Origin of the sequence: Pseudomonas sp. URMO17WK12:I12 (genome assembly GCF_000514395.1) — a bacterium.
Classification (GTDB): Bacteria; Pseudomonadota; Gammaproteobacteria; order Pseudomonadales; family Pseudomonadaceae; genus Aquipseudomonas; species Aquipseudomonas mucoides.
Genome location: NZ_AZVV01000006.1, coordinates 212,221 through 237,985, shown reverse-complemented (window position 1 = coordinate 237,985; position 25,765 = coordinate 212,221). Strand labels below are relative to the sequence as shown.

The 25,765-nt window shown below is 58.1% G+C and carries 29 protein-coding genes; 19 read left to right on the top strand and 10 right to left on the bottom strand.

Annotated elements, in window-relative coordinates:
• The first annotated feature begins 23 nt into the window (after positions 1-23).
• The 7 genes from D882_RS0108600 (at position 24) to D882_RS0108570 (ending at position 4,845) form a co-directional block, all read left to right on the top strand.
• A complete protein-coding gene (locus tag D882_RS0108600) occupies positions 24-593 on the top strand; it encodes an electron transport complex protein RnfA (protein ID WP_027922855.1) in 570 nt (189 codons plus the stop codon).
• Positions 590-1,804, top strand: coding sequence for an electron transport complex subunit RsxB (gene rsxB / locus D882_RS0108595; RefSeq protein ID WP_027922854.1), 1,215 nt, complete (start codon positions 590-592; stop codon positions 1,802-1,804). Before D882_RS0108600 ends, rsxB begins: the two co-directional genes overlap by 4 nt.
• Positions 1,791-2,780 carry an RnfABCDGE type electron transport complex subunit D gene (locus tag D882_RS0108590; RefSeq protein WP_027922853.1) on the top strand — a complete coding sequence of 330 codons (990 nt, stop codon included), beginning with the start codon at positions 1,791-1,793 and terminating at the stop codon, positions 2,778-2,780. The genes rsxB and D882_RS0108590 overlap by 14 nt, the downstream gene beginning before the upstream one ends.
• A complete protein-coding gene (locus D882_RS0108585; protein ID WP_027922852.1) occupies positions 2,777-3,388 on the top strand; it encodes an RnfABCDGE type electron transport complex subunit G in 612 nt (203 codons plus the stop codon). Before D882_RS0108590 ends, D882_RS0108585 begins: the two co-directional genes overlap by 4 nt.
• Positions 3,381-3,890, top strand: coding sequence for an Rnf-Nqr domain containing protein (locus D882_RS0108580; RefSeq protein ID WP_027922851.1), 510 nt, complete (start codon positions 3,381-3,383; stop codon positions 3,888-3,890). The genes D882_RS0108585 and D882_RS0108580 overlap by 8 nt, the downstream gene beginning before the upstream one ends.
• Before the next feature lie 30 nt (positions 3,891-3,920).
• Positions 3,921-4,559 carry an endonuclease III gene (gene nth / locus D882_RS0108575; protein WP_027922850.1) on the top strand — a complete coding sequence of 213 codons (639 nt, stop codon included), beginning with the start codon at positions 3,921-3,923 and terminating at the stop codon, positions 4,557-4,559.
• A gap of 106 nt (positions 4,560-4,665) precedes the next feature.
• Complete coding sequence (locus D882_RS0108570) at positions 4,666-4,845, top strand: PA3496 family putative envelope integrity protein (protein ID WP_007898493.1); 180 nt, start codon at positions 4,666-4,668, stop codon at positions 4,843-4,845.
• Positions 4,846-4,927: 82 nt separating this feature from the next.
• On the opposite strand, the gene D882_RS0108565 is transcribed toward D882_RS0108570, so the two are convergent.
• The gene (locus D882_RS0108565) at positions 4,928-5,554 is read right to left on the bottom strand and encodes a response regulator transcription factor (protein WP_007943575.1); all 627 of its coding nucleotides are present in this window, start codon (positions 5,552-5,554) and stop codon (positions 4,928-4,930) included.
• 593 nt (positions 5,555-6,147) lie between these two features.
• Between D882_RS0108565 and D882_RS0108560 the strand changes: the two genes are divergently transcribed.
• Positions 6,148-6,753 carry a hypothetical protein gene (locus tag D882_RS0108560; protein ID WP_027922849.1) on the top strand — a complete coding sequence of 202 codons (606 nt, stop codon included), beginning with the start codon at positions 6,148-6,150 and terminating at the stop codon, positions 6,751-6,753.
• 155 nt (positions 6,754-6,908) lie between these two features.
• Here the strand turns inward: D882_RS0108560 and D882_RS0108555 are convergent, their stop codons facing one another.
• Both D882_RS0108555 and D882_RS0108550 read right to left on the bottom strand, forming a co-directional pair.
• Positions 6,909-8,126: an argininosuccinate synthase gene (locus D882_RS0108555; protein WP_027922848.1), complete on the bottom strand. Its 1,218-nt coding sequence runs from the start codon at positions 8,124-8,126 to the stop codon at positions 6,909-6,911.
• Positions 8,127-8,255: 129 nt separating this feature from the next.
• On the bottom strand, positions 8,256-9,167 hold the full coding sequence (locus D882_RS0108550; protein WP_027922847.1) for an OmpA family protein: 912 nt from the start codon (positions 9,165-9,167) through the stop codon (positions 8,256-8,258).
• A gap of 159 nt (positions 9,168-9,326) precedes the next feature.
• Between D882_RS0108550 and pyrC the strand changes: the two genes are divergently transcribed.
• Together pyrC and rnt are read left to right on the top strand one after the other, a co-directional pair.
• The gene (pyrC, locus tag D882_RS0108545) at positions 9,327-10,373 is read left to right on the top strand and encodes a dihydroorotase (protein WP_027922846.1); all 1,047 of its coding nucleotides are present in this window, start codon (positions 9,327-9,329) and stop codon (positions 10,371-10,373) included.
• A complete protein-coding gene (rnt, locus tag D882_RS0108540) occupies positions 10,370-11,047 on the top strand; it encodes a ribonuclease T (protein WP_027922845.1) in 678 nt (225 codons plus the stop codon). The genes pyrC and rnt overlap by 4 nt, the downstream gene beginning before the upstream one ends.
• Before the next feature lie 74 nt (positions 11,048-11,121).
• On the opposite strand, the gene D882_RS0108535 is transcribed toward rnt, so the two are convergent.
• A complete protein-coding gene (locus D882_RS0108535; protein ID WP_027922844.1) occupies positions 11,122-11,724 on the bottom strand; it encodes a peroxiredoxin in 603 nt (200 codons plus the stop codon).
• A 313-nt stretch (positions 11,725-12,037) separates the two neighbouring features.
• On the opposite strand from D882_RS0108535, the gene D882_RS1000000131935 reads away from it, so the two are divergent.
• On the top strand, positions 12,038-12,256 hold the full coding sequence (locus tag D882_RS1000000131935; protein WP_007943567.1) for a bacterioferritin-associated ferredoxin: 219 nt from the start codon (positions 12,038-12,040) through the stop codon (positions 12,254-12,256).
• A 198-nt stretch (positions 12,257-12,454) separates the two neighbouring features.
• Complete coding sequence (gene bfr / locus D882_RS0108525) at positions 12,455-12,931, top strand: bacterioferritin (RefSeq protein ID WP_027922842.1); 477 nt, start codon at positions 12,455-12,457, stop codon at positions 12,929-12,931.
• An 85-nt stretch (positions 12,932-13,016) separates the two neighbouring features.
• On the opposite strand, the gene grxD is transcribed toward bfr, so the two are convergent.
• From grxD to D882_RS01000000130905, 4 genes are all read right to left on the bottom strand, one after another.
• Entirely contained in the window at positions 13,017-13,358 is a 342-nt protein-coding gene (gene grxD / locus D882_RS0108520; RefSeq protein WP_007943565.1) for a Grx4 family monothiol glutaredoxin, read from the bottom strand.
• Between the two features lie 97 nt (positions 13,359-13,455).
• Positions 13,456-15,561: a molybdopterin oxidoreductase family protein gene (locus tag D882_RS0108515; protein WP_027922841.1), complete on the bottom strand. Its 2,106-nt coding sequence runs from the start codon at positions 15,559-15,561 to the stop codon at positions 13,456-13,458.
• Positions 15,562-15,695: 134 nt separating this feature from the next.
• Entirely contained in the window at positions 15,696-15,986 is a 291-nt protein-coding gene (locus D882_RS0108510; RefSeq protein ID WP_027922840.1) for a hypothetical protein, read from the bottom strand.
• Positions 15,987-16,150: 164 nt separating this feature from the next.
• Positions 16,151-16,324, bottom strand: coding sequence for a hypothetical protein (locus D882_RS01000000130905; RefSeq protein WP_177327599.1), 174 nt, complete (start codon positions 16,322-16,324; stop codon positions 16,151-16,153).
• A gap of 463 nt (positions 16,325-16,787) precedes the next feature.
• Between D882_RS01000000130905 and argF the strand changes: the two genes are divergently transcribed.
• Positions 16,788-17,708, top strand: a complete 921-nt coding sequence (gene argF / locus D882_RS0108500; protein ID WP_027922839.1) for an ornithine carbamoyltransferase — start codon at positions 16,788-16,790, stop codon at positions 17,706-17,708.
• A complete protein-coding gene (locus D882_RS0108495) occupies positions 17,705-18,814 on the top strand; it encodes an ABC transporter ATP-binding protein (protein WP_027922838.1) in 1,110 nt (369 codons plus the stop codon). Before argF ends, D882_RS0108495 begins: the two co-directional genes overlap by 4 nt.
• 116 nt (positions 18,815-18,930) lie before the next feature.
• Here D882_RS0108495 and D882_RS0108490 read toward each other — a convergent pair whose 3' ends face one another.
• Positions 18,931-19,713, bottom strand: coding sequence for a PhzF family phenazine biosynthesis protein (locus D882_RS0108490; RefSeq protein WP_027922837.1), 783 nt, complete (start codon positions 19,711-19,713; stop codon positions 18,931-18,933).
• A 107-nt stretch (positions 19,714-19,820) separates the two neighbouring features.
• Positions 19,821-20,291: a Cys-tRNA(Pro) deacylase gene (gene ybaK, locus D882_RS0108485; RefSeq protein WP_027922836.1), complete on the bottom strand. Its 471-nt coding sequence runs from the start codon at positions 20,289-20,291 to the stop codon at positions 19,821-19,823.
• A gap of 136 nt (positions 20,292-20,427) precedes the next feature.
• On the opposite strand from ybaK, the gene D882_RS1000000132645 reads away from it, so the two are divergent.
• The 5 genes from D882_RS1000000132645 (at position 20,428) to glpD (ending at position 25,750) form a co-directional block, all read left to right on the top strand.
• Positions 20,428-20,655, top strand: coding sequence for a hypothetical protein (locus D882_RS1000000132645; protein ID WP_155953711.1), 228 nt, complete (start codon positions 20,428-20,430; stop codon positions 20,653-20,655).
• Positions 20,656-20,663: 8 nt separating this feature from the next.
• Positions 20,664-21,515, top strand: a complete 852-nt coding sequence (locus D882_RS0108480; RefSeq protein WP_027922835.1) for an MIP/aquaporin family protein — start codon at positions 20,664-20,666, stop codon at positions 21,513-21,515.
• A 74-nt stretch (positions 21,516-21,589) separates the two neighbouring features.
• Positions 21,590-23,095: a glycerol kinase GlpK gene (gene glpK, locus D882_RS0108475; RefSeq protein WP_027922834.1), complete on the top strand. Its 1,506-nt coding sequence runs from the start codon at positions 21,590-21,592 to the stop codon at positions 23,093-23,095.
• Positions 23,096-23,189: 94 nt separating this feature from the next.
• Positions 23,190-23,945, top strand: coding sequence for a DeoR/GlpR family transcriptional regulator (locus D882_RS0108470; RefSeq protein ID WP_027922833.1), 756 nt, complete (start codon positions 23,190-23,192; stop codon positions 23,943-23,945).
• A 266-nt stretch (positions 23,946-24,211) separates the two neighbouring features.
• Positions 24,212-25,750: a glycerol-3-phosphate dehydrogenase gene (glpD, locus tag D882_RS0108465; RefSeq protein WP_027922832.1), complete on the top strand. Its 1,539-nt coding sequence runs from the start codon at positions 24,212-24,214 to the stop codon at positions 25,748-25,750.
• Positions 25,751-25,765: the final 15 nt, after the last annotated feature.

Below are 25,765 nucleotides of genomic sequence, written 5' to 3'. Positions count from 1 at the left end.
CCCCCGTTCTTGCCGGCACGATCATGACCGAGATACTTCTTACGCTTATCAGCGCTGCCCTGATCAACAATGTCGTGTTGCACTGGCCGCTGGGCGCCGATCCGCTACTGGGCAACGCGCATCGGCAAGTTCATGCACTGGGCATTGCGACCACCTGTTTGATGCTGCTGGTTGGCACGCTGGGCTATAGCGCTGACCGTTGGATGCTGGTGCCGCTGGAGCTGACCTCGCTGCGTCTTTTCGTGTTCCTGCCCTTAAGCGTGTTGCTGATCTCACCATTGTTGAAAGCGCTGTCGCGGCTGTTGCCCAGATTGGTGTTCGACGGGCTCTGGCCGCTTCTTTTGGGCAATGCTGGCGTGCTCGGGTTGACGTTACTCAACGCTCAGGACGACAAGGGATTCTTTCACGCCGCCTTCCTGTGCCTCGGCGCCGGGCTGGGGTTTTGGCTGGTGCTGAGCCTGTTCAGCGATTTGCGCCAGCGCACACTCGATAACGATATCCCCCTGCCCTTTCGTGGCCTGCCGATCGAGCTGATCGGCGCCGGACTGATCGCAGTGGCATTTCTCGGATTTAGCGGACTGATCAAAACATGAGTCTGATTCAACGCATCGACGCCCTCCTGCCGCAGACTCAATGCGGCAAGTGTGGCCACCCCGGATGCAAGCCCTACGCCGAAGGCATCGCCAGCGGCGAGCCGATCAACAAGTGCCCGCCCGGCGGCAGTGAGACCATTGCGGCATTGGCCGACCTGTTGAAAGTACCGGTGCTGGAACTGGACACCAGTCGCGGTTCAGCCCCGGCGCAGATTGCCTATATTCGCGAAGCCGAATGCATCGGTTGCACCAAATGCATCCAGGCCTGCCCGGTCGACGCCATTGTTGGCGCGGCCAAGTTGATGCACACGGTAATCATCGACGAATGCACCGGTTGCGACCTCTGCGTGGCGCCCTGCCCGGTGGACTGCATCGAGATGCGCCCGTTGCCGCTGGCCACGGTACTGCCGATTGTCGGAGGCCTGGCCTTCAGCCTTGAAGAGCAACGCGCTCGCGCCGCCAAACGCAACCATGCAAGGCGCCGCTTTGAACAACGCAACGCCCGCTTGCAGCGCGAGGAACAACAGAAAATCGCAGAACGTCAGGCCCGCGCCCAACGCGCTGTTGCACACAGTGAAGTGACGACGGCTGACCCGGTGCAAGCGGCGCTTGAACGCGTGCGCGCACAAAAAGCGGCGAACGCTGATGCGGCGTTGAAAAAGGCCAAGATCGATGTGGCGATGAGTCGGGCGCAGCTGAACAAGTCGCTCAAGGCCTTCGGGCATCCACCGACCTTCGAGCAGCAATCGCAACTGATCGTGCTGCAACAACAGTTCGAGGCCGCCGAACAGGCTTTGGCGCAACTGGAAAGCACTTCAGCAGCCCCCCCGACGCCAGTGGTCCCGGCGAAGGATGCCGAGTTGAAGCGGGCGAAGATTCAGTTGGCCATGCGTCGCGCCGAACTCAAGAAAGCCCAGACCAACGAAGCACCGGCCGAACAGCTCGAAGCCCTGCAACAAGCGCTCAATGAGGCGGAACAGGCGTTGCACGTCGCGGAAGCGGCGAGTGAACAACCGCTGCCGGACCTGACACGCATCGAAAAGCGCCCCATCGACAGCCAGCTTCGACAGCTGAAAACCGAATTGGCCTACGCCCGTGCCGACGTCAGCAAACTCGAACGAGGTGCGGACACCCCGAACGAATTGATCGCCAAGGCCCGCGCGCGGCTGCTGGAAGCCCAGCGCCAGGTGGATGCCTATGTCGCCCCTTGAATCGGTGGACGAACGCCTCCAGCAGGCCATGAAGCTGGTGTTGCTGGCCACCGTGCCGGGGATGCTGACGTTGTTTTGGCTGTATGGCTGGGGCGTCTTGATCAACCTGATACTGGCGGCCGCCACCGCGCTGGCGGTTGAAGGTGCCGTGTTGCGACTTCGCCGGCGTCCGCTCAAACCCACGTTGAGCGACGGTAGCGCGCTGGTCAGTGCGACGTTGCTGGCGCTGGCATTGCCGCCGTACTGTCCGTGGTGGTTGACGGTCTGTGCAGCGGCGTTCGCGATACTCGGCAAACAGTTGTATGGCGGGGTGGGCAAGAATCCGTTCAACCCGGCGATGCTCGGTTTCGCTCTGGTGCTGGTGACGTTTCCCCAACAGATGACGCACTGGCCATCCTCCCACGGCATGGACTTGCTCGGCGGCCTGCAACAGATATTCGGCTTCAACCTCAGCGCGACACCAGACGCTTGGGCCCAGGCCACCGCACTGGACAGCCTGCGCATCAACAAAAGCCTGACCATGGACGAACTCTTTGCCGGCAACCCGGCATTCGGTCATTTCGGCGGACGCGGCGTGGAATGGGTCAACCTGGCTTTTCTCGCCGGCGGCCTCTTTCTCCTGCAACGTCGAGTGTTCAGCTGGCATGCACCGGTCGGCATGCTCGCCAGCCTGTTTGTCATCAGCCTGCTGTGCTGGAACGGTTCGGGCTCCGATTCCCATGGCTCACCGCTGTTTCATCTGCTCACCGGAGCCACCATGCTGGGGGCTTTTTTCATTGTCACTGAACCGGTGTCCGGGGCAAAAAGCGCAGGTGCCCGATTGCTCTTTGGTCTCGGTGTCGGCTTGCTGACTTACCTGATACGGACCTGGGGCGGTTATCCGGACGGATTGGCATTTGCCGTGCTGCTGATGAACCTTTGTGTACCGGCGCTGGAGCGTTTTATCGCGTCCAGGCAGGAGCCAGTGACCCCATGAACCGAGCGTCCAGTGTGGTGATTCTGGTGTTACTGGCCGGATTGGGAATCGGCGCGACTTACTTCGCGCACCACAGCAGCGCCCCGCGCATTGCGGCAGAACAACGGCTGATCGACAGTCGCAACCTGCTGGACCTGCTACCGCCGGAAAACTACGACAATCAACCACTGGAACAGCCGCTCGACCTCGCCAACATCCCGTTGGCCAACAGCACGCTGCTGGGCGGCAACCTGGCGACCAAGGCCGGCCAGCCGAGCGCGGTATTGCTGCGCAGCCAGACTCTGGGCTATGAAGGCAAAATCGAGTTGATGATTGCCATCGATGCCAACGGTAAGTTGTTGGGGGTCAAAACCCTCAAGCAATCGGAAACGCCGGGGCTGGGGGGCAAGATCGCCGACTGGCCGAACGCATGGCTTCAGGTGTTTACCGGTAAGTCCCGCAACGACCCCGGCGACACGGGCTGGGCCTTGAAAAAGGATCAGGGACAATTCGATCAGGTGGCAGGGGCGACCATCACTTCAAGGGCGGTGATCAGCGCCATTCATGACGCCTTGCGCTACTTCGATGAACACCGCGATCAATTGATCGGGAGTGGCGCCCATGACTAAGTCATCGACCCTGCAAAACTCGCTGTTGCTGGCGCCCCTGATCGGCGCCACGACCTCCTGGACGGCGGCGCTGGGACTGTGGCTGATGTTCATCGTGGTCATCAGTGCTTACGGCATTGGCATGTGGGCCTTGCGATCGCGACTGGTGCCGTCCGCCCGCTTGCTTGCCAGTATCCTGCTGGCCGCCACGCTCACCAGCTGCGCGCAAATGGCCGCACAAGTGTTGTCACTTCAATCGCACCAGCCTGTGGCCCTTTACGCAGGACTGATCGCCCTGCAGTGCGTTGTGCTGGAATACAACGGTTTCTTCCAGAGCCCGCGCCTTGATCGCTTGCGCCTATGCGCCGTGTTTGGCGCATTGATGCTGGGCCTGGGCCTGCTGCGAGAGCTCCTTGGCAACGGTGGTCTGCACCTCGCCACGCTAGTCCCCGGCGGGTTCATCCTGCTGGGAGTGTTGATCGCCGCACGTCAGGCCTGGGCTCGCTCGACGCCCTCACATTGATTGACTGATTTTTAGGGAAACGCATCGCCCATGAATGCCGCAAAACGTTTGGAAATTTTCCGCCGGTTTCACGAAGACAACCCGGAACCCAAGACTGAACTGGCCTATTCGTCGCCCTTCGAATTGCTGATTGCCGTCATTCTTTCTGCTCAGTCGACCGATGTCGGCGTCAACAAGGCCACCGCCAAACTCTATCCCGTGGCCAACACCCCGGCGGCGATCTACGCGCTCGGCGTCGAAGGGCTGTCGGAATACATCAAGACGATCGGCCTGTTTAACAGCAAAGCGAAAAACGTGATCGAAACCTGTCGCTTGCTGGTGGAACGCCACGGCGGTGAAGTCCCGCAAACCCGCGAGGAACTGGAAGCGCTCCCGGGCGTCGGCCGCAAGACGGCGAACGTGGTGCTCAATACCGCCTTTCGCCAACTGACCATGGCCGTGGACACCCATATCTTCCGGGTCAGCAACCGCACCGGAATTGCTCCCGGCAAGAATGTCGTCGAGGTTGAGCAGAAACTGATGAAATTTGTACCCAAGCAATACCTGCTCGACTCGCATCACTGGCTGATCCTTCACGGGCGTTACGTTTGCCTGGCCCGCAAGCCCCGCTGCGGCAGCTGCCGGATCGAGGACTTATGCGAATACAAGCAAAAGACCTCGGACGATTGAGGCGCTATTAAAATTATTGATGCATCGATTGAAAAAATCTTTTTTACCCGCCGGGCGATTATCGATATAAGGGGCGCCAAAGGCAGTCTTAGCCTGGAGTTGACCTATGAGCACTGGCAAAGAGCAATTGGACGTAGAAGACGACTTCACACCCGTTGAGGCCGATGACGCTGAACCGGTGGTAGAAGTGGCAAAGACCAACCTGAGCAAACGTCGCACCATCGACAACCTGCTGGAGGAGCGCCGACTGCAAAAGCAATTGGCCGACTACGATTTTGACCTGTAACCCCTAAAAGCCTCCCGAAACGGAGGCTTTTTACTAAGCGCCAATCGCTGATGAGCACGGCGTCATCAGACGTGGGTGGCACTTATACCAGGCCATTGCGTTGAGCCAGTTCGATCAGGTCGACCAGGGAGCGAGCATTAAGCTTCAACAACAGGCGGGTTTTGTAGGTACTGACGGTTTTATTGCTGAGAAACATTCCATCGGCAATCTCCTTATTGGTCTTTCCTCTGGCCAACTGTTGTAAAACCATCATTTCGCGTCCGGACAAACGATCCACCATATCGGCTTCACTGGCATTGCCAAGACTTGACCGCACGGTATGCAACGCTTGATTCGGAAAGTAACTGTAGCCTGACAGCACGGCTTTTATTGCACTGAGCAACTCAGTCAGGTCCTGTTGTTTACATACATAGCCAGCAGCCCCCGACTGCATGCAACGCATGGAAAAATGCCCCGGTGCCTGTGAAGTCAATATCAGCACTTTAAGTGGCATCGCCGTCGATGTCAGTCGCGCAATGACCTCCAGCCCATCCAGCTTGGGTATTCCAATATCCAGAATGACAATGTCCGGCATTAGTTCACGGGCCAGTTGTAATGCGTCCACGCCGTTATCTGTTTCTGCAATGACTTCGTAGCCATGGCGCTCCATTAGCATACGCACCGCAAGACGAATGACGGGGTGATCATCCACGATCAGCACTTTATTCATGGGCAAGTCCAATTTCGCTGTTCGAATTTTTAGAGCCCGCACAATAGCCTAGTCGCTTCATCCATGGCATGCCGCCGCCCTCAGCCACCCACAACCAGAGACATTTCTTACAAATTTAAAAGATTGGTCCTACAAATTTCTTAAAACAAATTGCATCCTGCACGGTATCAAATTTCGCGCACCCAGCCTTCCGGCCATTTTTCCGTACCGAATTACGGCAATAAAAAACATTAATCCATCACGCGCGCGCCTCCGACAAAAAAACCAGTACTCAGCTACACTCGAAAACTGGCAAGACGCTCCCCTCAATAGAAAACCTTACACAAAAAATATCATCTTCCGGCACAACAAATTACTTATTTCAGGACACACTTAAAAATCAGACAACCCACAATGTTTTCAAGCAAAACATGCCACACAAAAAAAACACTCAAACACTTACGCCACCTCACCAAAACTTTAAAACATACAACTCGAAATCGGAGAATCCCCCAACTATATTGCCAGCAGCTTTCGCACAACAGATTCCAACAACCCAACAAACAAACCTTTAAACCATCGAGCAAAAGTTAATACCACAATGAGCAAAGACCATTATGAAACCCAAAAGAAAAATGACGACCCCCATGACTATCATTGCAATATTCGCGACACTGTCTGAAGCATCCGCGGCTCTTTCATTGCCCTTTCTCGGCGATGAAGAACGAGCGCTGTACATCTGGTTTCTGATCAGCTTTCCGTTTTATTTGCTTTTCCTGTTCTTCGTGACCCTTAACTTCAATTATCGGTCGCTTTACGCGCCTTCTGATTTTGAAAAGGGAGAGCACTTTTTAGCTGTCATGAAAAGCGCTGATCGCAAGGACAACACTGCCTCCATGCCTAATCTTGCGGCCCGGCATTACGTCTGCCTGCCTGAACGGCTGAAGGATCTGCACATCGTCGATGCGCGCGTAACGGGTCAGCCGTTAGCGTTCAGCTCACTGCTGGAGAGCATTCAGCCCCCACAGAAAAACCTCGCGCAAGTGATCGTATTTCTCACGTGCGGCGACTCGGAGACATCGCTGAAAGAAAGCGTGCTCAAGCATTCGAAACTGACAAGGAAGCGCAGCGGTTCTATCTTCTGCGTTGCTTATAATTCGAGCTCTCAAGCGCTGACAATCATTGGGCAAACGTTTTATCCGGCAGAGACCGGCAGGTAGCTCTTGAAGAGCAAAAGGAGAGAAAAGCAGCAGAAAGGTGTAACAGGCATCAAGAACAAGCTGAATGCTCGAAGAATGCCAGGTAGAACATCCCCATTACGAGGTGTGGCCTTGTCACCGACAAGGCCACACTTCTATTACCAACGGCAAAGGTCTCAGAACAGCTTGCGGCCTTTGTTCGCGGCAATGCGCATACGCAGGGCGTTGAGCTTGATGAAGCCCGCTGCGTCGGCCTGGTTGTAAGCACCACCGTCTTCTTCGAAGGTCGCGATATTGGCGTCGAACAACGATTCGTCAGACTTGCGACCGGTCACGATCACGTTGCCCTTGTACAGCTTCAGGCGAACAACGCCGTTCACGTGGGCCTGGGACGCATCGATCATCTGTTGCAACATCAGACGCTCAGGGCTCCACCAGTAACCGGTGTAGATCAGGCTGGCGTATTTCGGCATCAGCTCGTCTTTGAGGTGAGCCACTTCGCGGTCCAGGGTGATCGATTCGATCGCACGGTGAGCGCGCAGCATGATGGTGCCACCAGGCGTTTCGTAGCAACCACGGGACTTCATGCCCACGTAACGGTTCTCGACGATGTCGAGACGGCCGATACCGTGTTCACCACCGATACGGTTCAGGGTCGCCAGCACGGTGGCCGGGGTCATTTCGACGCCGTCCAGTGCAACGATGTCGCCGTTACGGTAGGTCAGTTCCAGGTATTGCGGTTTGTCTGGAGCGTTCTCCGGGGAGACGGTCCATTTCCACATGTCTTCTTCGTGCTCGGTCCAGGTGTCTTCCAGCACGCCGCCTTCATAGGAGATGTGCAGCAGGTTGGCATCCATCGAGTACGGGGATTTTTTCTTGCCGTGACGCTCGATCGGGATGTTGTGCTTTTCAGCGTAATCCATCAGCTTTTCACGGGACAGCAGGTCCCATTCGCGCCACGGAGCGATCACTTTCACACCTGGCTTCAAGGCGTACGCGCCCAGTTCGAAACGAACCTGGTCATTGCCCTTGCCGGTGGCACCGTGGGAAATGGCGTCAGCACCGGTTTCGTTGGCGATTTCGATCAGGCGTTTGGCGATCAACGGACGAGCGATGGAAGTACCCAGCAGGTACTCGCCTTCGTAAACGGTGTTGGCGCGGAACATCGGGAAAACGAAATCACGCACGAATTCTTCGCGCAAGTCGTCGATGTAGATCTCTTTGACGCCCATGGCCTGTGCCTTGGCGCGCGCAGGTTCGACCTCTTCGCCCTGACCCAGGTCAGCGGTGAAGGTCACCACTTCACAGTTATAAGTATCCTGCAGCCACTTGAGGATCACCGAAGTGTCCAGGCCGCCGGAATACGCCAGAACGACCTTGTTTACGTCCGCCATGCCATCACTCCACGGGGTTCTACGGAAAGCCGTGAAGTCTACCGGTCATACGAAATAATTTACAGTGTCGCGACAGCTTATGACGACGAAGCGACAGATTCTGTCGATCGGGCGACGATTTCAGCAGGCTCAGGAGGTCGTCGCAGCGCTTCCCGGTGTCGCCCCTTGAGGCGCGACTTTCTCCGTCGGCGCGACGCGTTCCAGACGCACGGCAACCCGGCGGTTCTTCGCGCGGTTGGCGGCGTTGGTGTTGGGCGCTAAAGGGTAACGCTCGCCGTGGAAGCGCATGGTGATCTGCGATTCCTGAATGCCGTTGGCCTTGAAGTAATCCATCACCGCCAATGCACGCCGGCGTGACAGTTCACGGTTGGCCAGACGATTGCCGCTGTTGTCGGAGTGCCCGTCGAGCTCGATGTGATTGACCGATGGATCAGCCTTCATGAACTCCAGCATCACTTGCAACTGCGCCTTGGCATGCGCATCGAGATCGATGCCTTCAGCACCCGTGAAGGTGATTTCGGACTGTTTGACCTGTTCGAAATTCTTCGGCAGCAGTTTCGCCACGCAGCTTTGGTAATCATTGAACGCCTTGCTGAACTTGACCGGCAACAGCCGTACCTCCGAGACCCTGCCATCACCTGAGGCATGCCGGATCACTGGACTGCGGCCATCGATCAAGCCACTGATCAAGCGCCCGGCCTGAGCTTGCGAGCTGTTGAACAGCACATTACCGCTGCCCAGGCGTACCAAACCCAGATTGATGTCGCCACGCCCTGGTTGCCACGGCGCGGCGGCCGCCAGCAAGGTTGCCGAACCGCCCCCAATCATCGCGTTGTAGGTGTTCAGACGAAATATCGCCTGCTCACCGGCACGGCGTACGAATTCACCCGACCCGAAATCGGTGATCGGCTGAGTCAGGCGGCATTCGAACTTGTCACCTTCGACCGTCCACTCGATGCTCTCCAGACGCGTCTGGAAAGTGAGCGCCATCGCAGGAAGGCTGGCAAACACGCTGAGCAAGGCTAAATAACGCTGGCGCACGGGAGGCTCCACTGGCTTCTACAACAAAAAGACCGACACACGCATGTTTCCGGCATACCTGATTCATATCGGTAGGTTCCTGTAAAACTTGATAGCGAGTGCCTGCAAGAGTCTTTTCCGGTAGCATTCCCCTGAGTTTGACCCGCCTGGAATCCCCTCATGTCCGACCGCCTGACCCTGCTGCGTCCCGACGACTGGCACATTCATCTTCGCGATGGTGCCGTGTTGACCAATACCGTTGCGGATGTTGCGCGCACCTTTGGTCGCGCCATCATCATGCCCAACCTGGTACCTCCGGTGCGTAACGCCGCTGAAGCCGACGGCTATCGCCAGCGAATCCTTGCTGCACGCCCGGCCGGCAGTCGCTTCGAACCGTTGATGGTGCTTTACCTGACCGACCGCACCCAGCCCGAAGAAATTCGCGAGGCCAAGGCCAGCGGTTTCGTGTACGCCGCCAAGCTGTACCCGGCCGGCGCGACCACCAACTCGGATTCTGGCGTCACCAGCATCGACAAGATCTTCCCTGCGCTCGAGGCCATGGCCGAAGTCGGGATGCCGTTGCTGATTCACGGTGAAGTCACCCGTGGCGATGTCGACGTGTTCGACCGCGAAAAAATCTTTATCGATGAGCACATGCGCCGTGTGGTCGAGCGTTTCCCGACGCTTAAAGTGGTGTTCGAACACATCACCACCGCCGATGCCGTGCAGTTCGTCAACGAGGCTTCGGCCAACGTCGGCGCAACCATCACCGCGCATCACCTGCTGTACAACCGCAACCACATGCTGGTGGGCGGGATTCGGCCGCACTTCTATTGCCTGCCGATTCTCAAGCGCAATACACACCAGGAAGCCCTGCTCGACGCCGCCACCAGCGGCAGCGAAAAGTTCTTCCTGGGCACCGACTCGGCCCCCCATGCCCAGCACGCCAAAGAAGCCGCGTGTGGCTGCGCCGGTTGCTACACCGCGTATGCGGCCATCGAGATGTACGCCGAAGCGTTCGAACAGCGCAACGCGCTGGACAAGCTCGAAGCCTTCGCCAGCCTCAACGGCCCGCGTTTCTATGGCCTGCCAGCGAACACCGACCGCATTACCCTGGTCCGCGATGAGTGGACCGCCCCAACCAGCCTGCCATTTGGCGAGTTGACCGTTATCCCGCTGCGCGCCGGTGAAAAACTGCGCTGGCGCCTGCTGGAGGAACACGCGTGAGTGAAGACCATTTCGACGACGAACAGGACGGTCAAGGCGGTGGAGGCGGTCCTCGTCATCCAATGGCAGCCAGATTCCGTGGCTACCTGCCGGTCGTCGTCGACGTAGAAACCGGTGGTTTCAACTCGGCCACCGACGCCCTGCTGGAAATTGCTGCAACCACCATCGCCATGGACGAAAAAGGGTTTGTGTACCCCGATCACACCTACTTCTTCCGTGTAGAGCCTTTTGAAGGCGCAAACATCGAAGCAGCGGCGCTGGAATTCACCGGAATCAAACTCGATCACCCGCTGCGCATGGCCGTGAGTGAAGAAGCGGCGCTGACCGATATTTTCCGCGGCATCCGCAAGGCCCTGAAAGCCAACGGCTGCAAACGGGCGATTCTGGTCGGCCACAACAGCAGTTTCGATTTGGGCTTCCTCAACGCAGCCGTCGCACGCCTGGACATGAAACGTAACCCGTTTCATCCGTTCTCCAGCTTCGACACCGCGACCCTTGCCGGCCTGGCCTACGGTCAGACCGTGCTGGCCAAGGCCTGCCAGGCAGCGGATATCGACTTCGACGGTCGCGAGGCCCACTCGGCTCGTTATGACACCGAGAAGACGGCAGAGCTGTTCTGCGGCATCGTCAATCGCTGGAAACAAATGGGCGGCTGGGAAGATTTCAACGACTGATCTGTCGCTGATGAATCCCGCGCAGAAAAAAACCGGCCACTGAGGCCGGTTTTTTTTATGCCTGACGCTTGGGCTTACAGCGCCGCAGCGTGCTCGGTCAGGTAAGCAGCAACGCCTTCTGGCGAAGCGTTCATGCCCTTGTCGCCTTTTTTCCAGTTGGCAGGGCAAACTTCGCCGTGCTCTTCGTGGAATTGCAGAGCGTCGACCAGACGGATCAGCTCTTCCATGTTACGGCCCAGCGGCAGGTCGTTGATGATCTGCGAACGGACAACGCCTTTGTCGTCGATCAGGAACGCGCCACGGAAAGCCACGCCGTCAGCGGACTGAACGTCGTAGGCCTTCATGATTTCCTGCTTGATGTCGGCAGCCATGGTGTAGCGAACCTGGCCGATACCGCCATTGTTCACCGGGGTGTTGCGCCAGGCGTTGTGGGTGAAGTGCGAGTCGATCGACACGGCAACCACTTCAACGTTGCGGGACTTGAAGTCAGCCATGCGGTTGTCCAGAGCGATCAGCTCGGACGGGCAAACGAAGGTGAAGTCCAGTGGGTAGAAGAACACCAGGCCGTATTTGCCTTTGATGGCCGACGACAGGGTGAAGCTGTCTACGATTTCGCCATTGCCGAGGACGGCTGGAACGGTGAAGTCCGGGGCTTGTTTGCCTACGAGTACGCTCATTGGATATCTCCTGGTCTATTAACGTGAAGAACTGGATTCGCATCAGCCTGCCACCCTCAGGCGACAGCCCTGTGACACGATCCCCTTCGAAGGACCGACCATCATACACGGCGTTTTTAGGCTGTCCTCAACGGTTTTTTTCAGGAGGAGCAAAATTGCCGTAATGACCGTTACTGGCAGATTGCCTGATTGAAAACCGTTCGTCGGTCACGCCCGCTTATATCGCAAAGCTTTCAGAAACCACTTTGACAATCATTCTCGTTAACATTAAGATCCATCGCAATTGAGTCACAACCAGCGACGGTTTTTTCTTATGTATGTCTGCCTCTGCACTGGCGTCACCGACGGTCAAATCCGCGATGCAATCTATGAAGGTTGCTGCAGCTATAAGGAAGTCCGTCAGGCCACCGGCGTAGCCAGCCAATGCGGCAAATGCGCCTGCCTTGCAAAGGAAGTGGTTCGCGAAACCCTGACCAAATTGCAATCGGCCCAGGCAGCCATTCCTTTCCCGGTAGAATTTACTGCCGCGTAAAGCCCCTGTTTCAAAGAACCGGACTTGATGTCCGGTTTTTTTATGTCTGAAAATCAATCGCTTACGCTCCAGACGCGGAACACAAACATTCTTATTCAGATTAATTTTCATATAAGTTTCAATAACTTAGGTTTGACACCCTTACATACGCAGCTCAAACTCAGCCTTATTGACAGCTACTCAGGGCAGGACCCCATCATGAAAGGCGACGTTACAGTCATCCAGCATCTCAACAAGATCCTTGCCAATGAGCTGGTCGCGATCAATCAATACTTCTTGCATGCGCGCATGTATGAAGATTGGGGCCTGAACAAGCTGGGCAAGCACGAGTACCACGAATCCATCGATGAGATGAAGCACGCGGACAAGCTGATCAAGCGCATCCTGTTCCTTGAAGGCCTGCCGAACGTCCAGGACCTGGGCAAGTTGCACATCGGCGAGCACACCAAGGAAATGCTTGAGTGCGACCTGCGTATCGAGCGCACCGGCCATGCCGATCTGAAAGTCGCCATCGCTCATTGCGAAACGGTCGGTGACTTCGGTAGCCGTGAACTGCTCGAAGACATTCTCGAATCCGAAGAAGAACATATCGACTGGCTGGAAACCCAACTGGGCCTGATCGATAAAGTCGGTCTTGAGAACTACCTGCAATCGCAGATGGGCGAAGACGAGTAAGTGAGCGCCCGCTAAACTCGAGACATTAAAAAGCCCCGCACTCTTTTAAAGAGGCGGGGCTTTTTTATTGCCTACAAATACCGAATCAAGCTTCGGTCTTGTTGGCAGCGGCCGCTTCAACAGCGGCTTTGATCGTGGTCTGCAACGAACCGTCAGCAGCCATTTCAGTCATGATGTCGCTACCGCCGACCAGCTCACCACCGACCCACAGTTGCGGGAAGGTTGGCCAGTTGGCGTATTTTGGCAGGTTGGCGCGGATTTCCGGGTTCTGCAGGATGTCCACGTACGCAAACTTTTCGCCACATGCCATCACGGCCTGCGCGGCTTTCGCGGAGAAGCCACACTGCGGGGCATTCGGCGAACCTTTCATGTAAAGCAGAATGGTGTTGTTAGCAATCTGCTCTTTAATCGTTTCGATGATATCCATGGAGCACCTCGGCTGAACTTTCCGACTCAGAGGTCGGCACGGTGGCGCATTGTAACGGAAACCCGAGCGCCATGCTCGGTCTCCCCGACAGACACGATCACGCCGCCGCCACGGTGACCGGCACGCCGTTCAACGCCGCATTCCCCGACAACTCGTCGAGCAGACATTCATCGGTCAGGTCATTGGCGCTGGATCCCGGCTGGCCACTGGCAATCGTCATCTGCACACCCGGCCGGGCATGCCCCCAGCCGTGCGGCAGGCTGACCACGCCTTTCATCATGTCCAGGCTGGCGACCACTTCCACTTCAATCATGCCCACCCTCGAACTCACCCGCACGCGCTGCCCGTCGCTGAGTCCGCGACTGGACAGGTCGTCGGGATGCATCAGCAATTGATGACGTGGTTTGCCCTTCACCAGGCGGTGATAGTTGTGCATCCACGAGTTGTTGCTGCGCACATGACGGCGGCCAATCATCAGCAACTGATCAGCGGCCGGTGCTTGTAGTGCGGCGAAACGTGCGAGGTCGGCAAGGATCGCCGGCGGCGCTGCCTGCACTCGCTGATTGGCGGTTTTCAAACGTGGCGCGAGGTTGGATTTCAACGCGCCCAGGTCGACCCCATGCGGATGGTCGAACAAGGTGGCCAGCGACAGTTTGTGTTCCGACGCATCGCCATACAGCCCCATCCGCAAGCCAAGGTCGATCATTTGCGCGGGCGCAATCGTCGGTTTCAGTTCTTTGCCAGTCTTCGCCGCAAACGCCTTGGCCAGGCCGACAAAGATCTCCCAGTCATGCAACGCACCTTCCGGCTTGGCCAGAATCGCCCGGTTGAAACGCGTCACGTTGCGTACCGCGAACATGTTGAACGTCGTGTCGTAGTGATCGTTTTCCAGCGCCGAGGTCGAGGGCAGAATCAGGTCGGCATAGCGCGTGGTTTCATTGATGTACAGGTCGACGCTGACCATGAATTCCAGACCATCCAGCGCTTGCTCCAGTTGCCGGCCATTGGGTGTCGACAGCACCGGATTGCCAGCGACGGTGATCAGGGCGCGAACCTGCCCTTCCCCTTCGGTGAGCATTTCTTCAGCCAGCGCCGATACCGGCAACTCGCCGGCGTATTCCGGACGTGCGGACACACGGCTTTGCCACCGATTGAAATGCCCGCCCGAAGTCGACGCCACCAGGTCCACCGCCGGCTCGGTGCACAACGCACCGCCGACGCTATCAAGGTTGCCGGTGACCAGATTGATCAATTGCACCAGCCAATGGCACAGCGTACCGAATGCTTGGGTCGAGACGCCCATGCGGCCGTAACACACCGCGGTCGGCGCCGCCGCAAAATCCCGCGCCAGTTGGCGGATCTGTTCGGCCGGTACGGCGCACAACGGGCTCATGGCTTCGGCGGTGAACGTGGCGATGGCCTGGCGCACGTCATCCAGACCGTCGACCGGCAAATGACTCTCACGCGTCAGGTTTTCAGCGAACAAGGTATTGAGCAGCCCGAACAACAACGCCGCATCGCCACCGGGACGCACGAACAGGTGCTGATCGGCCATCGCGGCGGTTTCGCTGCGACGCGGATCGACCACCACCACTTTGCCGCCCCGGGCCTGAATCGCCTTCAAGCGCTTTTCCACATCCGGCACGGTCATGATGCTGCCGTTGGACGCCAGCGGGTTACCGCCCAGGATCAGCATGAAATCGGTGTGATCGATGTCCGGAATCGGCAACAACAATCCATGGCCGTACATCAAATGACTGGTCAGGTGATGCGGCAACTGATCGACGGACGTCGCGGAAAAACGGTTACGGGTTTTCAGCAGCCCCAGGAAATAATTGCTGTGGGTCATCAACCCGTAGTTGTGCACGCTGGGGTTGCCTTGGTACACCGCCACCGCGTTCTGCCCGTGACGCTCCTGAATCGCTGCGAGGCGTTCGGCTACCAGGCTGAAGGCGTCTTCCCACGCGATAGGTTGCCATTCGCTGCCCACTCGCAGCATCGGCTGACGCAGACGATCCGGATCGTTCTGAATATCTTGCAGGGCCACCGCCTTGGGGCAGATGTGCCCACGGCTGAACGTATCCAGCGGATCGCCCTTGATCGAGGTGATCTGCACCGCGCCGTCGGCTTCAGTGGTTTCGAGGGTCAGGCCGCAAATGGCTTCACACAAGTGGCAGGCACGGTGATGGAGAGTCTTGGTCATGGCCAGTCTCTGTCTTGTTCTGAGCGGGCAATAGCGGCCGCGGGATCAAAACTATGGCGCCAGACACGCTCCTGCGCCAGCGACGTTCGTCTTGTGAATCGGCGCCCATCAGGCCAGCCGATGGCCGTTTGCACTCAGTTCGGCGGCAAACCGGGTGCCGCCTGTAACTGGAGTTCCTGAAGGGTTTCGACTTGTTCCTGGGGAACATGCACGCCGGTGAGCTCGCCGATCAGTCGCCAATGCTCGTCGAGCCCGGTGCTGATGGTTGCCATGCGATCAATCATTCGTCGACCGGCGGCGTTGGTCACTTCGTCTTCGCTGCGCATCAGCTCGAAGCACATCGAGGTCATTGAGGCGGTGAGGTGGGTCAGGGAGCGGGCCGTGAGGCCGAGTAAATCCATTAACAGCTGTTCTTTCGATTCCATTTCGAAGGCTTCCTGCGTCACTCGTCAGGTAGTTATAACCCAGCACTTTGCATTAGCAAGTGTTTCAGGCCAGACACCGAGAAAGCTCGGAGATGAAGACACACCTCACTGACTGGCGAGGCATTCCTCGAATAAATCTGCACTCGTGTCGTACTTGAAATTCTTCACGCCAATAAAAGCACCGACGATGGCCCCACCACGGCGCTCGGAACGCCGGGGTAAATCGTGCTGGCGATGATCGCGAAGCCCATGACCGTGGACAGCACTGCCGTATCAAACGCCGGAGAGACCCGGCGAAGCCGTGTCAGGCCTGCGTATCCGGTTTTATTGATCGACATACGGCGGGGTCCCTCCTTGGGAGTGTCTGACTAGATTCAGTCGACTTTACGCAATGAGGCGCAGATTACCTGAGTGCCGCCTGATTCCCGCACGCAAAACCCTAACAACAGACAACGTAACCCTTGAGAAAACAAGCCATCTTCGGCGCATAGCCCCCGGGCAAAAGCACGCGCTCAATGCGCGAGCCTGAACAAAGGGGTGGTTGCATACCCGCTTCGGCACCGTGTACAAATGCTGAGCGACGAGGATCAAACAACCTTCGCTTGCATCGAACGGTTGCAGCGCTGCAACCTTTCGAAGCGGTAAAAATGAGCCCCCTATTGGTAAGACGCGACATTTAATTATAAGATCGCGCCTTCCCCTATTTCGTCGCCCCGTGCGGCTTACGCCGCAGGTCTCGCCCGTTGTTCCGTTAAACAAGGCTTTGAGCATCTGCGGTTTGTAGCAAAAAGGTAGTCAATGATGAGCGCAAGGCACTTTCTCTCCCTGATGGATTGCACGCCCGAAGAGCTGGTCAGCGTGATCCGTCGAGGCGTTGAGCTCAAGGACCTGCGTAACCGCGGCGTACTGTTCGAGCCTCTGAAAAACCGCGTCCTGGGGATGATTTTCGAGAAGTCCTCGACCCGAACCCGGATCTCATTCGAAGCCGGCATGATCCAGCTCGGCGGCCAGGCGATCTTCCTGTCGCCGCGCGACACGCAACTGGGCCGTGGCGAGCCGATCGGCGACTGCGCGATTGTCATGTCGAGCATGCTCGACGCGGTGATGATCCGGACCTTTGCCCACAGCACCCTGACTGAATTCGCGGCCAACTCCCGCGTGCCGGTGATCAACGGCCTGTCCGATGACCTGCACCCGTGCCAGTTGCTGGCCGACATGCAAACCTTCCTCGAACATCGCGGTTCGATCCAGGGCAAGACCGTGGCCTGGATCGGCGACGGCAACAACATGTGCAACAGCTATATAGAAGCGGCGATCCAGTTCGACTTCCCGCTGCGCATTGCCTGCCCTGAAGGTTACGAGCCCAACCCTGATTTCGTGGCCAAGGCCGGCGATCGCGTGACCATCGTCCGCGATCCAAAGGAAGCCGTGCGCGGCGCTCACCTGGTGAGTACCGACGTCTGGACCTCCATGGGCCAGGAAGAAGAAACCGCCAAGCGCCTGAAGCTGTTTGCGCCCTACCAGGTCAATCGCGCGCTGCTCGACCTGGCTGCGGACGACGTGCTCTTCATGCATTGCCTGCCGGCCCACCGCGGCGAAGAGATCAGCGTCGACCTGCTCGACGACAAACGCTCGGTCGCCTGGGATCAAGCCGAAAACCGTCTTCACGCGCAAAAGGCCCTGCTCGAATTTCTCGTCCCGCCTTCGTATCACCACGCATGAGCCAGCCATTACTGCTTAACCTGCGTAACCTCGCCTGCGGCTATCAAGACCAGCGGGTCGTGCAGAACCTCAACCTGCATTTGAATGCCGGTGACATCGGTTGCCTGCTCGGCTCTTCGGGCTGCGGCAAAACCACCACGTTGCGGGCGATCGCCGGTTTCGAACCGGTGCACGAAGGTGAAATCACCTTGGCCGGCGAGACCATTTCCCGCGCCGGTTTTACCCTCGCCCCGGAGAAACGCCGGATCGGCATGGTGTTTCAGGACTACGCACTGTTCCCGCATTTGAGCGTGGCCGAGAACATCGCCTTCGGGATCCGCAAGCATCCGCAAAAGGAGCGCGTGACCGAAGAGCTGCTGGAACTGGTCAACCTGAAGAACCTCGGCAAGCGCTTCCCGCATGAACTGTCCGGCGGTCAGCAGCAACGTGTTGCACTGGCCCGTGCACTGGCGCCGGAGCCCCAACTGCTGTTGCTCGACGAACCGTTCTCCAACCTTGATGGCGAACTGCGACGCAAGCTCAGCCATGAAGTGCGCGACATTCTCAAGGCCCGTGGCACCAGCGCGATTCTGGTGACCCACGACCAGGAAGAGGCGTTCGCGGTCAGCGATCATGTCGGTGTGTTCAAGGAAGGTCGGCTGGAACAGTGGGACACGCCTTACAACCTGTATCACGAACCGCAGACACCGTTTGTGGCCAGCTTCATTGGCCAGGGTTACTTCATTCGTGGCCAGTTGAGCAGCCCGGAATCGGTACTGACCGAGCTGGGTGAATTGCGCGGCAATCGGGCTTACACCTGGCCGATGGGCGGCGCGGTGGACGTGTTGCTACGCCCGGACGATATCGTCTATGCCCCGGACAGCCCGTTGAAGGCGCGAATTGTCGGCAAGTCCTTCCAGGGCGCGTCGACGTTGTATCGGTTGCAGATGCCAACCGGGGCGCAGCTGGAATCGATTTTCCCGAGCCATGCTGATCATCAGGTCGGTGCTGACGTCGGCATTCGTGTGGCGGCTGATCACCTGGTGTTGTTCCAGGCGTCCGGCAGCGTTGCCGCGCAGATTCCGGCCGTCGAATCGGGTGTGCGCCGCTACAGCAACGCCAACTGATACATACGGACCACCTGTAGGAGTAAGCCTGCTCGCGATGGCGGTATGTCAGTCAACGAAGATGTCGACTGATATACCGCCATCGCGAGCAGGCTTACTCCTACAGGTGTTTTGCGTTAAGCCAATATCAGTGTGCCGCTCGCAACGAGCGTCGCATTGCCGCCAATCTTCACCCGATCACCTTCCAGCCGGCAGAACAACTCCCCACCCCGTTTCGAACACTGATACGCGGTCAGGGCCGATTTACCCAGCCGTTTCGACCAATACGGAATCAGGCTGCAATGGGTCGAGCCGGTCACCGGGTCTTCGTTGATACCAATCGCTGGCGCGAAATAGCGAGAGACAAAATCATGCTTGCTGCCTTTGGCGGTCACGATAGCCCCGGGCCACGGCAGCTTCGCCAATGCGAGCATGTCTGGCTGGCAATCGAGCACAGCCTGTTCTGACTCCAACACCACAAACAACTCGTTTGACCCCAGCACATCGACCACTTCGACCCCCAAGGCGCGCTCGACGTCCAGAGTGACGCCGACCTCCGAAGGCGTGATCGCCGGGAAGTCCAACCATAAACGCCCACCTTCGCGGCTCACGCTCAACGGGCCGGACTTGCAAATGAAGTCCAGGCGTTCGGCAGGTTCTTTATAGATCTCAAACAACACATAGGCGCTGGCCAGCGTCGCATGGCCGCACAACGGCACCTCGGTGGTCGGGGTAAACCAGCGGATGTGCCAGCCCTGCCCTTCACGCACCACAAAGGCGGTTTCGGCGAGATTGTGTTCGGCGGCGATTTTCTGCATCAACTCATCGGCGAGCCAGGCATCGAGTCGATAGACCATCGCCGGGTTGCCACTGAACGGCCGATCACTGAACGCGTCGACCTGGTGAAATTCAAGCTGCATGACCTTCTCCCTTTGTCAGATCCCCCAGCATGCCGCGCCAGGCTGTCTCACACCAGTGACAGAGAAACCGAATTTCCACCATACAGACCCGTCTGGATAAGCCTCAATCAGACGCGACTGATATCGGCGAACTTGGCTTGGGTATGTTCGGCCAGCACCGCTGGCGCCAATTCCACTTCCAGACCACGTCGCCCCGCACTGACAAAAATACTGGCGAAAGGCTGAGCCGAGTTATCGATGAAAGTACGCAAACGCTTCTTCTGCCCCAACGGACTGATTCCGCCCAGCAGATAACCCGTCGCTCGCTGTGCAGCCGCCGGATCAGCCATTTCGACTTTTTTCACGCCCGCCGCATGCGCCAGATGCTTCAAGTCCAGACTCCCGACGACCGGTACCACCGCCACCAGCAATTCACCTTTTTCACTGGCCGCCAGCAAGGTCTTGAACACCTGCGCCGGGTCGAGCCCAAGCTTCTCTGCGGCCTCCAACCCATAGGACGCGGCCTTTGGATCATGTTCGTAACTGTGCACGCGATGTTCGGCTCGAACTTTTTTCAACAAATCCAATGCGGGGGTCATGACAGCTCCAGACTGGGCGGCAGTAGAAAAATCCTGCGCTGGATTCTAGGACATTGCCTCGCAAAAGGCTCTATTGCGGCCCTGTTTTAAAGGGCTGGCGCCGACTTTTACCGTTCGTCCGCGCAGGAACCACTGCGTGAACAATACGATCATTCACCTGACTAATAGTTGGATTGTGACCGACAGTTCACTTTCGACCTTTGACAGCAGTGTTTCTTGTCTATATTTTTTCGAATCTGAATACAGCACGAAAAGTCCTACAGCAGCACCCGGCAGTAAACCAAGTCCAGGATGGGGATCCTGCCTTGGTGGAAATCGCGCTTGGACCATGATGAAAAAAGCGCCAGACAACAAAAACAATTGAGGTTTTCAATGACAACTGCTTTACAACAACCGTCGCTCTCGAGCCAATGCATGGCCGAGTTTCTGGGCACTGCCCTGCTTATCTTTTTCGGCACCGGTTGTGTTGCCGCGCTCAAGGTCGCGGGTGCCAGCTTTGGCTTGTGGGAAATCAGCATCATCTGGGGCGTCGGCGTCAGCATGGCAATCTACCTGACCGCCGGGGTTTCCGGGGCGCACCTCAATCCTGCCGTGAGCATTGCGCTGAGCATTTTCGCGGACTTCGAAAAGCGTAAATTGCCGTTTTATATCCTTGCCCAAGTGGCAGGCGCCTTTTGCGGCGCACTGCTGGTCTACACGCTGTACAGCAATCTCTTCTTCGATTTCGAACAAACCCACCATATGGTCCGCGGCACTCAGGCCAGCCTGGAATTGGCGTCGGTGTTCTCGACCTTCCCCAATCCAGCCCTGACCACGGCCCAGGCGTTCCTGGTGGAAGTGATCATCACCGCGATCCTGATGGGCGTGATCATGTCCCTGACCGATGACAACAACGGCCTGCCCAACGGTCCGATGGCACCGCTGCTGATCGGCCTGCTGATTGCGGTGATTGGCAGCTCGATGGGCCCGTTGACCGGCTTCGCGATGAACCCTGCGCGTGATTTCGGACCGAAGTTGATGACTTTCTTCGCCGGCTGGGGTGAAATTTCCTTCACCGGCGGGCGTGATATCCCGTACTTCCTGATTCCTGTTTTTGCACCGATTGTCGGTGCCTGCCTCGGCGCTGCCGCCTATCGCGGGCTGATTGCCCGCCATCTGCCCAGCGCCACACCTGCTACAAAGGAAGCAACACCGGCCATTGACGGCAAACCAAGAACTTCTTGATACCGTAGGCGCGTGACCCTGCCCCTGTGGCGCGCGCCTGACCTCACTCCCTTTTTTCGTCCAAGGCAATCGACATGACCGACACTCAGAATAAGAACTACATCATTGCCCTCGATCAGGGTACGACCAGCTCGCGCGCGATCATTTTCGACCGCGATGCGAACGTGGTCTGCACCGCCCAACGCGAATTCGCCCAGCATTACCCGCAAGCCGGCTGGGTCGAACATGACCCGATGGAAATCTTCGCCACCCAAAGCGCCGTGATGGTCGAGGCCCTGGCACAAGCCGGCCTGCATCACGATCAGGTCGCAGCCATCGGTATCACCAACCAGCGCGAAACCACCGTGGTCTGGGACAAGACCACCGGCCGCCCGATCTACAACGCGATCGTCTGGCAGTGCCGCCGCAGCACCGAGATCTGCCAGCAGCTCAAGCGTGACGGTCACGAGCAATACATCAGCGACACCACGGGCCTGGTCACTGACCCGTACTTCTCCGGTACCAAGCTCAAGTGGATCCTCGACAACGTCGAAGGCAGCCGCGAGCGTGCGCGTAACGGCGAGCTGCTGTTCGGCACCGTCGACAGCTGGCTGATCTGGAAATTTACCGGCGGCAAAGTCCACGTCACCGACTACACCAACGCCTCGCGCACCCTGCTCTTCAACATCCACACCCTGGAGTGGGACGCGAAGATGCTGGAGGTGCTGGATATTCCGCGCGAAATGCTGCCGGAAGTTAAATCCTCGTCCGAAATCTATGGTCACACCAAAAGCGGCATCGCCATCGGCGGTATCGCCGGTGACCAGCAAGCCGCGCTGTTCGGCCAGATGTGCGTCGAGCCAGGCCAGGCGAAAAACACCTACGGCACCGGTTGCTTCCTGCTGATGAACACTGGCGACAAAGCGGTGAAGTCCAAGCACGGCATGCTGACCACCATCGCCTGCGGCCCTCGCGGCGAAGTGGCGTATGCGCTGGAAGGCGCGGTATTCAACGGCGGCTCCACGGTTCAGTGGCTGCGTGATGAACTGAAAATCATCAATGACGCCCACGACACCGAATACTTCGCCAACAAGGTCAAGGACAGCAACGGCGTATACCTGGTGCCGGCCTTCACCGGCCTGGGCGCGCCGTACTGGGACCCGTATGCCCGTGGCGCCCTGTTCGGCCTGACCCGCGGTGTGCGCGTGGATCACATCATTCGTGCTGCCCTGGAGTCGATTGCCTACCAGACCCGCGACGTGCTCGACGCCATGCAACAGGATTCCGGCGAACGCCTCAAAGCCCTGCGCGTGGACGGTGGTGCGGTAGCCAACAACTTCCTGATGCAATTCCAGGCCGACATCCTCGGCACTCACGTTGAACGTCCGCAAATGCGTGAAACCACGGCACTCGGCGCCGCTTACCTGGCCGGTCTGGCGTGTGGCTTCTGGGGCAGCCTGGAAGAACTGCGCGGCAAGGCCGTGATCGAGCGCGAATTCGAACCGACCCTGGACGAAGCCGCGAAGGAAAAACTCTACGCCGGCTGGAAAAAAGCCGTCAGCCGCACCCGCGATTGGGAACCCCATGAAGGCGCTGAATAAGCCAACAACAGGTTCACAGTAGGTTGTAACTGGTCGGGAGCGGATTCCTGCGGCATCATGGGCAAATTTTGCACGGCAGCCCAAAGGAAGCCCCATGAATCTGCCTCCCCGTCAGCAGCAAATCCTCGAACTGGTTCGCGAACGCGGCTACGTCAGTATCGAGGAAATGGCCACGCTGTTCGTCGTCACACCGCAAACCATCCGCCGCGATATCAATCAGCTGGCGGAAGCCAATCTGTTGCGTCGCTACCATGGCGGCGCGGCCTACGATTCCAGTGTCGAAAACACTGCCTACGCCATGCGCGCCGATCAGATGCGCGATGAAAAACAGCGCATCGGCGAAGCCATTGCCGCCCAGATACCCGATCACGCCTCGTTGTTCATCAATATCGGTACCACCACCGAATCGATTGCCCGGGCGCTGCTCAACCACAATCACCTGAAAATCATCACCAACAACCTGCACGTGGCCTCGATGCTCAGCGCCAAGGACGACTTCGACGTTCTGCTGACCGGTGGCAACGTGCGGCGCGACGGCGGTGTGGTCGGTCAGGCGAGTGTCGACTTTATCAACCAGTTCAAAGTCGACTTCGCGCTGGTGGGCATCAGCGGCATCGATGAAGACGGTAGCCTGCTGGATTTCGATTATCAGGAAGTGCGGGTGTCGCAGGCGATCATCGCCAATGCGCGGAAAGTGATTCTGGCGGCGGACTCCAGCAAATTCGGGCGCAACGCCATGATTCGCCTGGGGCCGATCAGCCTGATCGATTGCCTGGTCACCGATCAGCAGCCAGTGCCGGCGTTGGCGCAATTGTTGAGTCAGCACAAGATTCGACTCGAAGTCGTTTAACCCTCTCCGCAACAGATCATTCCCACGCTCCGCGTGGGAATGCCCGTCTCACCTCAACGCCGACGCAGAGCGTCTTTTGATGCATTCCCACGCAGAGCGTGGGAACGATCTGTGCGCGAATGTTCGAAAATTTTCCTTTAACCGCCCTTCGATCAGTTTTTTCAATCGAAGTTAGCTGGCTGTGGGCGTCTTTATGGGCTACCATTTTCGCAAATGAACATTAATGTTCGAATTCAAATACATAATACAAGCACCGAGGCCAGCCGATGCCCACTTCTACCTTGCCTACGCCCCCTCTCGCTGAGGTCTACGACATCGCCGTCATCGGTGGCGGGATCAATGGCGTAGGGATTGCAGCGGATGCCGCCGGCCGCGGTCTTTCGGTGTTCCTTTGTGAAAAGGACGACCTGGCCAGCCACACGTCCTCAGCCAGCAGCAAGCTGATCCACGGCGGCCTGCGCTACCTCGAACATTACGAATTCCGCCTGGTGCGCGAAGCCCTTGCCGAACGCGAAGTGTTGCTGGCCAAGGCGCCGCACATCGTCAAGCAGATGCGCTTCGTGTTGCCGCATCGCCCGCACTTGCGCCCGGCGTGGATGATTCGCGCCGGCCTGTTCCTGTATGACCACCTCGGCAAACGGGAAAAACTGGCAGGCTCGAAAAGCCTCAAGTTCGGTGCGGACAGCGCACTGAAAAGCGAAATCACCAAAGGCTTCGAATACTCCGATTGCTGGGTCGATGACGCGCGCCTCGTTGTGCTGAACGCCATGGCCGCCCGCGAAAAAGGCGCCCACGTTCACACCCAGACCCGTTGTGTCAGCGCTCGCCGCACCAAAGGCCTGTGGCACCTGCACCTGGAACGCGCCGATGGCAGCCTGTTTTCGATCCGCGCCAAGGCCCTGGTGAATGCGGCCGGCCCATGGGTGGCCAAGTTCATTCGTGACGACCTGAAGATGGAATCGCCGTACGGCATCCGCCTGATCCAGGGCAGCCACCTGATCGTGCCGAAGCTGTACGAAGGCGAACACGCGCACATTCTGCAAAACGAAGATCAGCGCATCGTCTTCACCATTCCGTACCTGAACCACTTCACCCTGATCGGCACCACCGACCGTGAGTACACCGGCGATCCCGCCAAAGTGGCAATCACCGAAGGCGAAACCGATTACCTGCTCAAAGTGGTCAACGCCCACTTCAAGAAGCAGATCAGCCGCGACGATATCCTCCACAGCTATTCCGGTGTGCGCCCACTGTGCAACGACGAATCCGACAACCCGTCGGCCGTCACCCGCGACTACACCCTGGCGCTGTCGGGCACTGGCGAAGAAGCACCATTGCTGTCGGTGTTCGGCGGCAAGCTGACCACCTACCGCAAACTGGCCGAATCGGCGCTGGCACAACTGGCGCCGTACTTCACGCACATCAAGCCAAGCTGGACCGCCACCGCCACGCTGCCGGGCGGCGAAGACATGACCACCCCGCAAGCCTTGTGCGCCCTGATTCGCGACAAGTATGACTGGGTACCGACCGAAATCGCCCGCCGCTGGGCCACGACTTACGGCAGCCGCACCTGGCGCATGCTCGAAGGCATACAGAACCTGAGCGACATGGGTGAACACATCGGCGGCGGCCTCTATACCCGCGAAGTCGATTACCTGTGCAGCGATGAGTGGGCGACCACCGCGCATGACATCTTGTGGCGCCGCAGCAAGCTCGGGTTGTTCACCACCCCGGCGGAACAGCAGAAGCTGGCGGATTACCTGAGCAAGGTCGAACAGAACCGCAGCAAGATTGAAGCGGCCTGATTTTTTGGCGGCTTA

What these genes read in the sequence shown, in the direction of transcription:
- D882_RS0108600 (WP_027922855.1), top strand. Translation starts at nt 24, where the DNA reads ATGACCGAGATACTTCTTACGCTTATCAGCGCTGCCCTGATCAACAAT.
- rsxB (WP_027922854.1), top strand. Translation starts at nt 590, where the DNA reads ATGAGTCTGATTCAACGCATCGACGCCCTCCTGCCGCAGACTCAATGC.
- D882_RS0108590 (WP_027922853.1), top strand. Translation starts at nt 1,791, where the DNA reads ATGTCGCCCCTTGAATCGGTGGACGAACGCCTCCAGCAGGCCATGAAG.
- D882_RS0108585 (WP_027922852.1), top strand. Translation starts at nt 2,777, where the DNA reads ATGAACCGAGCGTCCAGTGTGGTGATTCTGGTGTTACTGGCCGGATTG.
- D882_RS0108580 (WP_027922851.1), top strand. Translation starts at nt 3,381, where the DNA reads ATGACTAAGTCATCGACCCTGCAAAACTCGCTGTTGCTGGCGCCCCTG.
- nth (WP_027922850.1), top strand. Translation starts at nt 3,921, where the DNA reads ATGAATGCCGCAAAACGTTTGGAAATTTTCCGCCGGTTTCACGAAGAC.
- D882_RS0108570 (WP_007898493.1), top strand. Translation starts at nt 4,666, where the DNA reads ATGAGCACTGGCAAAGAGCAATTGGACGTAGAAGACGACTTCACACCC.
- D882_RS0108565 (WP_007943575.1), bottom strand. Translation starts at nt 5,554, where the DNA reads ATGAATAAAGTGCTGATCGTGGATGATCACCCCGTCATTCGTCTTGCG.
- D882_RS0108555 (WP_027922848.1), bottom strand. Translation starts at nt 8,126, where the DNA reads ATGGCGGACGTAAACAAGGTCGTTCTGGCGTATTCCGGCGGCCTGGAC.
- pyrC (WP_027922846.1), top strand. Translation starts at nt 9,327, where the DNA reads ATGTCCGACCGCCTGACCCTGCTGCGTCCCGACGACTGGCACATTCAT.
- D882_RS0108535 (WP_027922844.1), bottom strand. Translation starts at nt 11,724, where the DNA reads ATGAGCGTACTCGTAGGCAAACAAGCCCCGGACTTCACCGTTCCAGCC.
- D882_RS1000000131935 (WP_007943567.1), top strand. Translation starts at nt 12,038, where the DNA reads ATGTATGTCTGCCTCTGCACTGGCGTCACCGACGGTCAAATCCGCGAT.
- bfr (WP_027922842.1), top strand. Translation starts at nt 12,455, where the DNA reads ATGAAAGGCGACGTTACAGTCATCCAGCATCTCAACAAGATCCTTGCC.
- grxD (WP_007943565.1), bottom strand. Translation starts at nt 13,358, where the DNA reads ATGGATATCATCGAAACGATTAAAGAGCAGATTGCTAACAACACCATT.
- D882_RS0108515 (WP_027922841.1), bottom strand. Translation starts at nt 15,561, where the DNA reads ATGACCAAGACTCTCCATCACCGTGCCTGCCACTTGTGTGAAGCCATT.
- D882_RS0108510 (WP_027922840.1), bottom strand. Translation starts at nt 15,986, where the DNA reads ATGGAATCGAAAGAACAGCTGTTAATGGATTTACTCGGCCTCACGGCC.
- D882_RS01000000130905 (WP_177327599.1), bottom strand. Translation starts at nt 16,324, where the DNA reads ATGTCGATCAATAAAACCGGATACGCAGGCCTGACACGGCTTCGCCGG.
- argF (WP_027922839.1), top strand. Translation starts at nt 16,788, where the DNA reads ATGAGCGCAAGGCACTTTCTCTCCCTGATGGATTGCACGCCCGAAGAG.
- D882_RS0108495 (WP_027922838.1), top strand. Translation starts at nt 17,705, where the DNA reads ATGAGCCAGCCATTACTGCTTAACCTGCGTAACCTCGCCTGCGGCTAT.
- D882_RS0108490 (WP_027922837.1), bottom strand. Translation starts at nt 19,713, where the DNA reads ATGCAGCTTGAATTTCACCAGGTCGACGCGTTCAGTGATCGGCCGTTC.
- ybaK (WP_027922836.1), bottom strand. Translation starts at nt 20,291, where the DNA reads ATGACCCCCGCATTGGATTTGTTGAAAAAAGTTCGAGCCGAACATCGC.
- D882_RS0108480 (WP_027922835.1), top strand. Translation starts at nt 20,664, where the DNA reads ATGACAACTGCTTTACAACAACCGTCGCTCTCGAGCCAATGCATGGCC.
- glpK (WP_027922834.1), top strand. Translation starts at nt 21,590, where the DNA reads ATGACCGACACTCAGAATAAGAACTACATCATTGCCCTCGATCAGGGT.
- D882_RS0108470 (WP_027922833.1), top strand. Translation starts at nt 23,190, where the DNA reads ATGAATCTGCCTCCCCGTCAGCAGCAAATCCTCGAACTGGTTCGCGAA.
- glpD (WP_027922832.1), top strand. Translation starts at nt 24,212, where the DNA reads ATGCCCACTTCTACCTTGCCTACGCCCCCTCTCGCTGAGGTCTACGAC.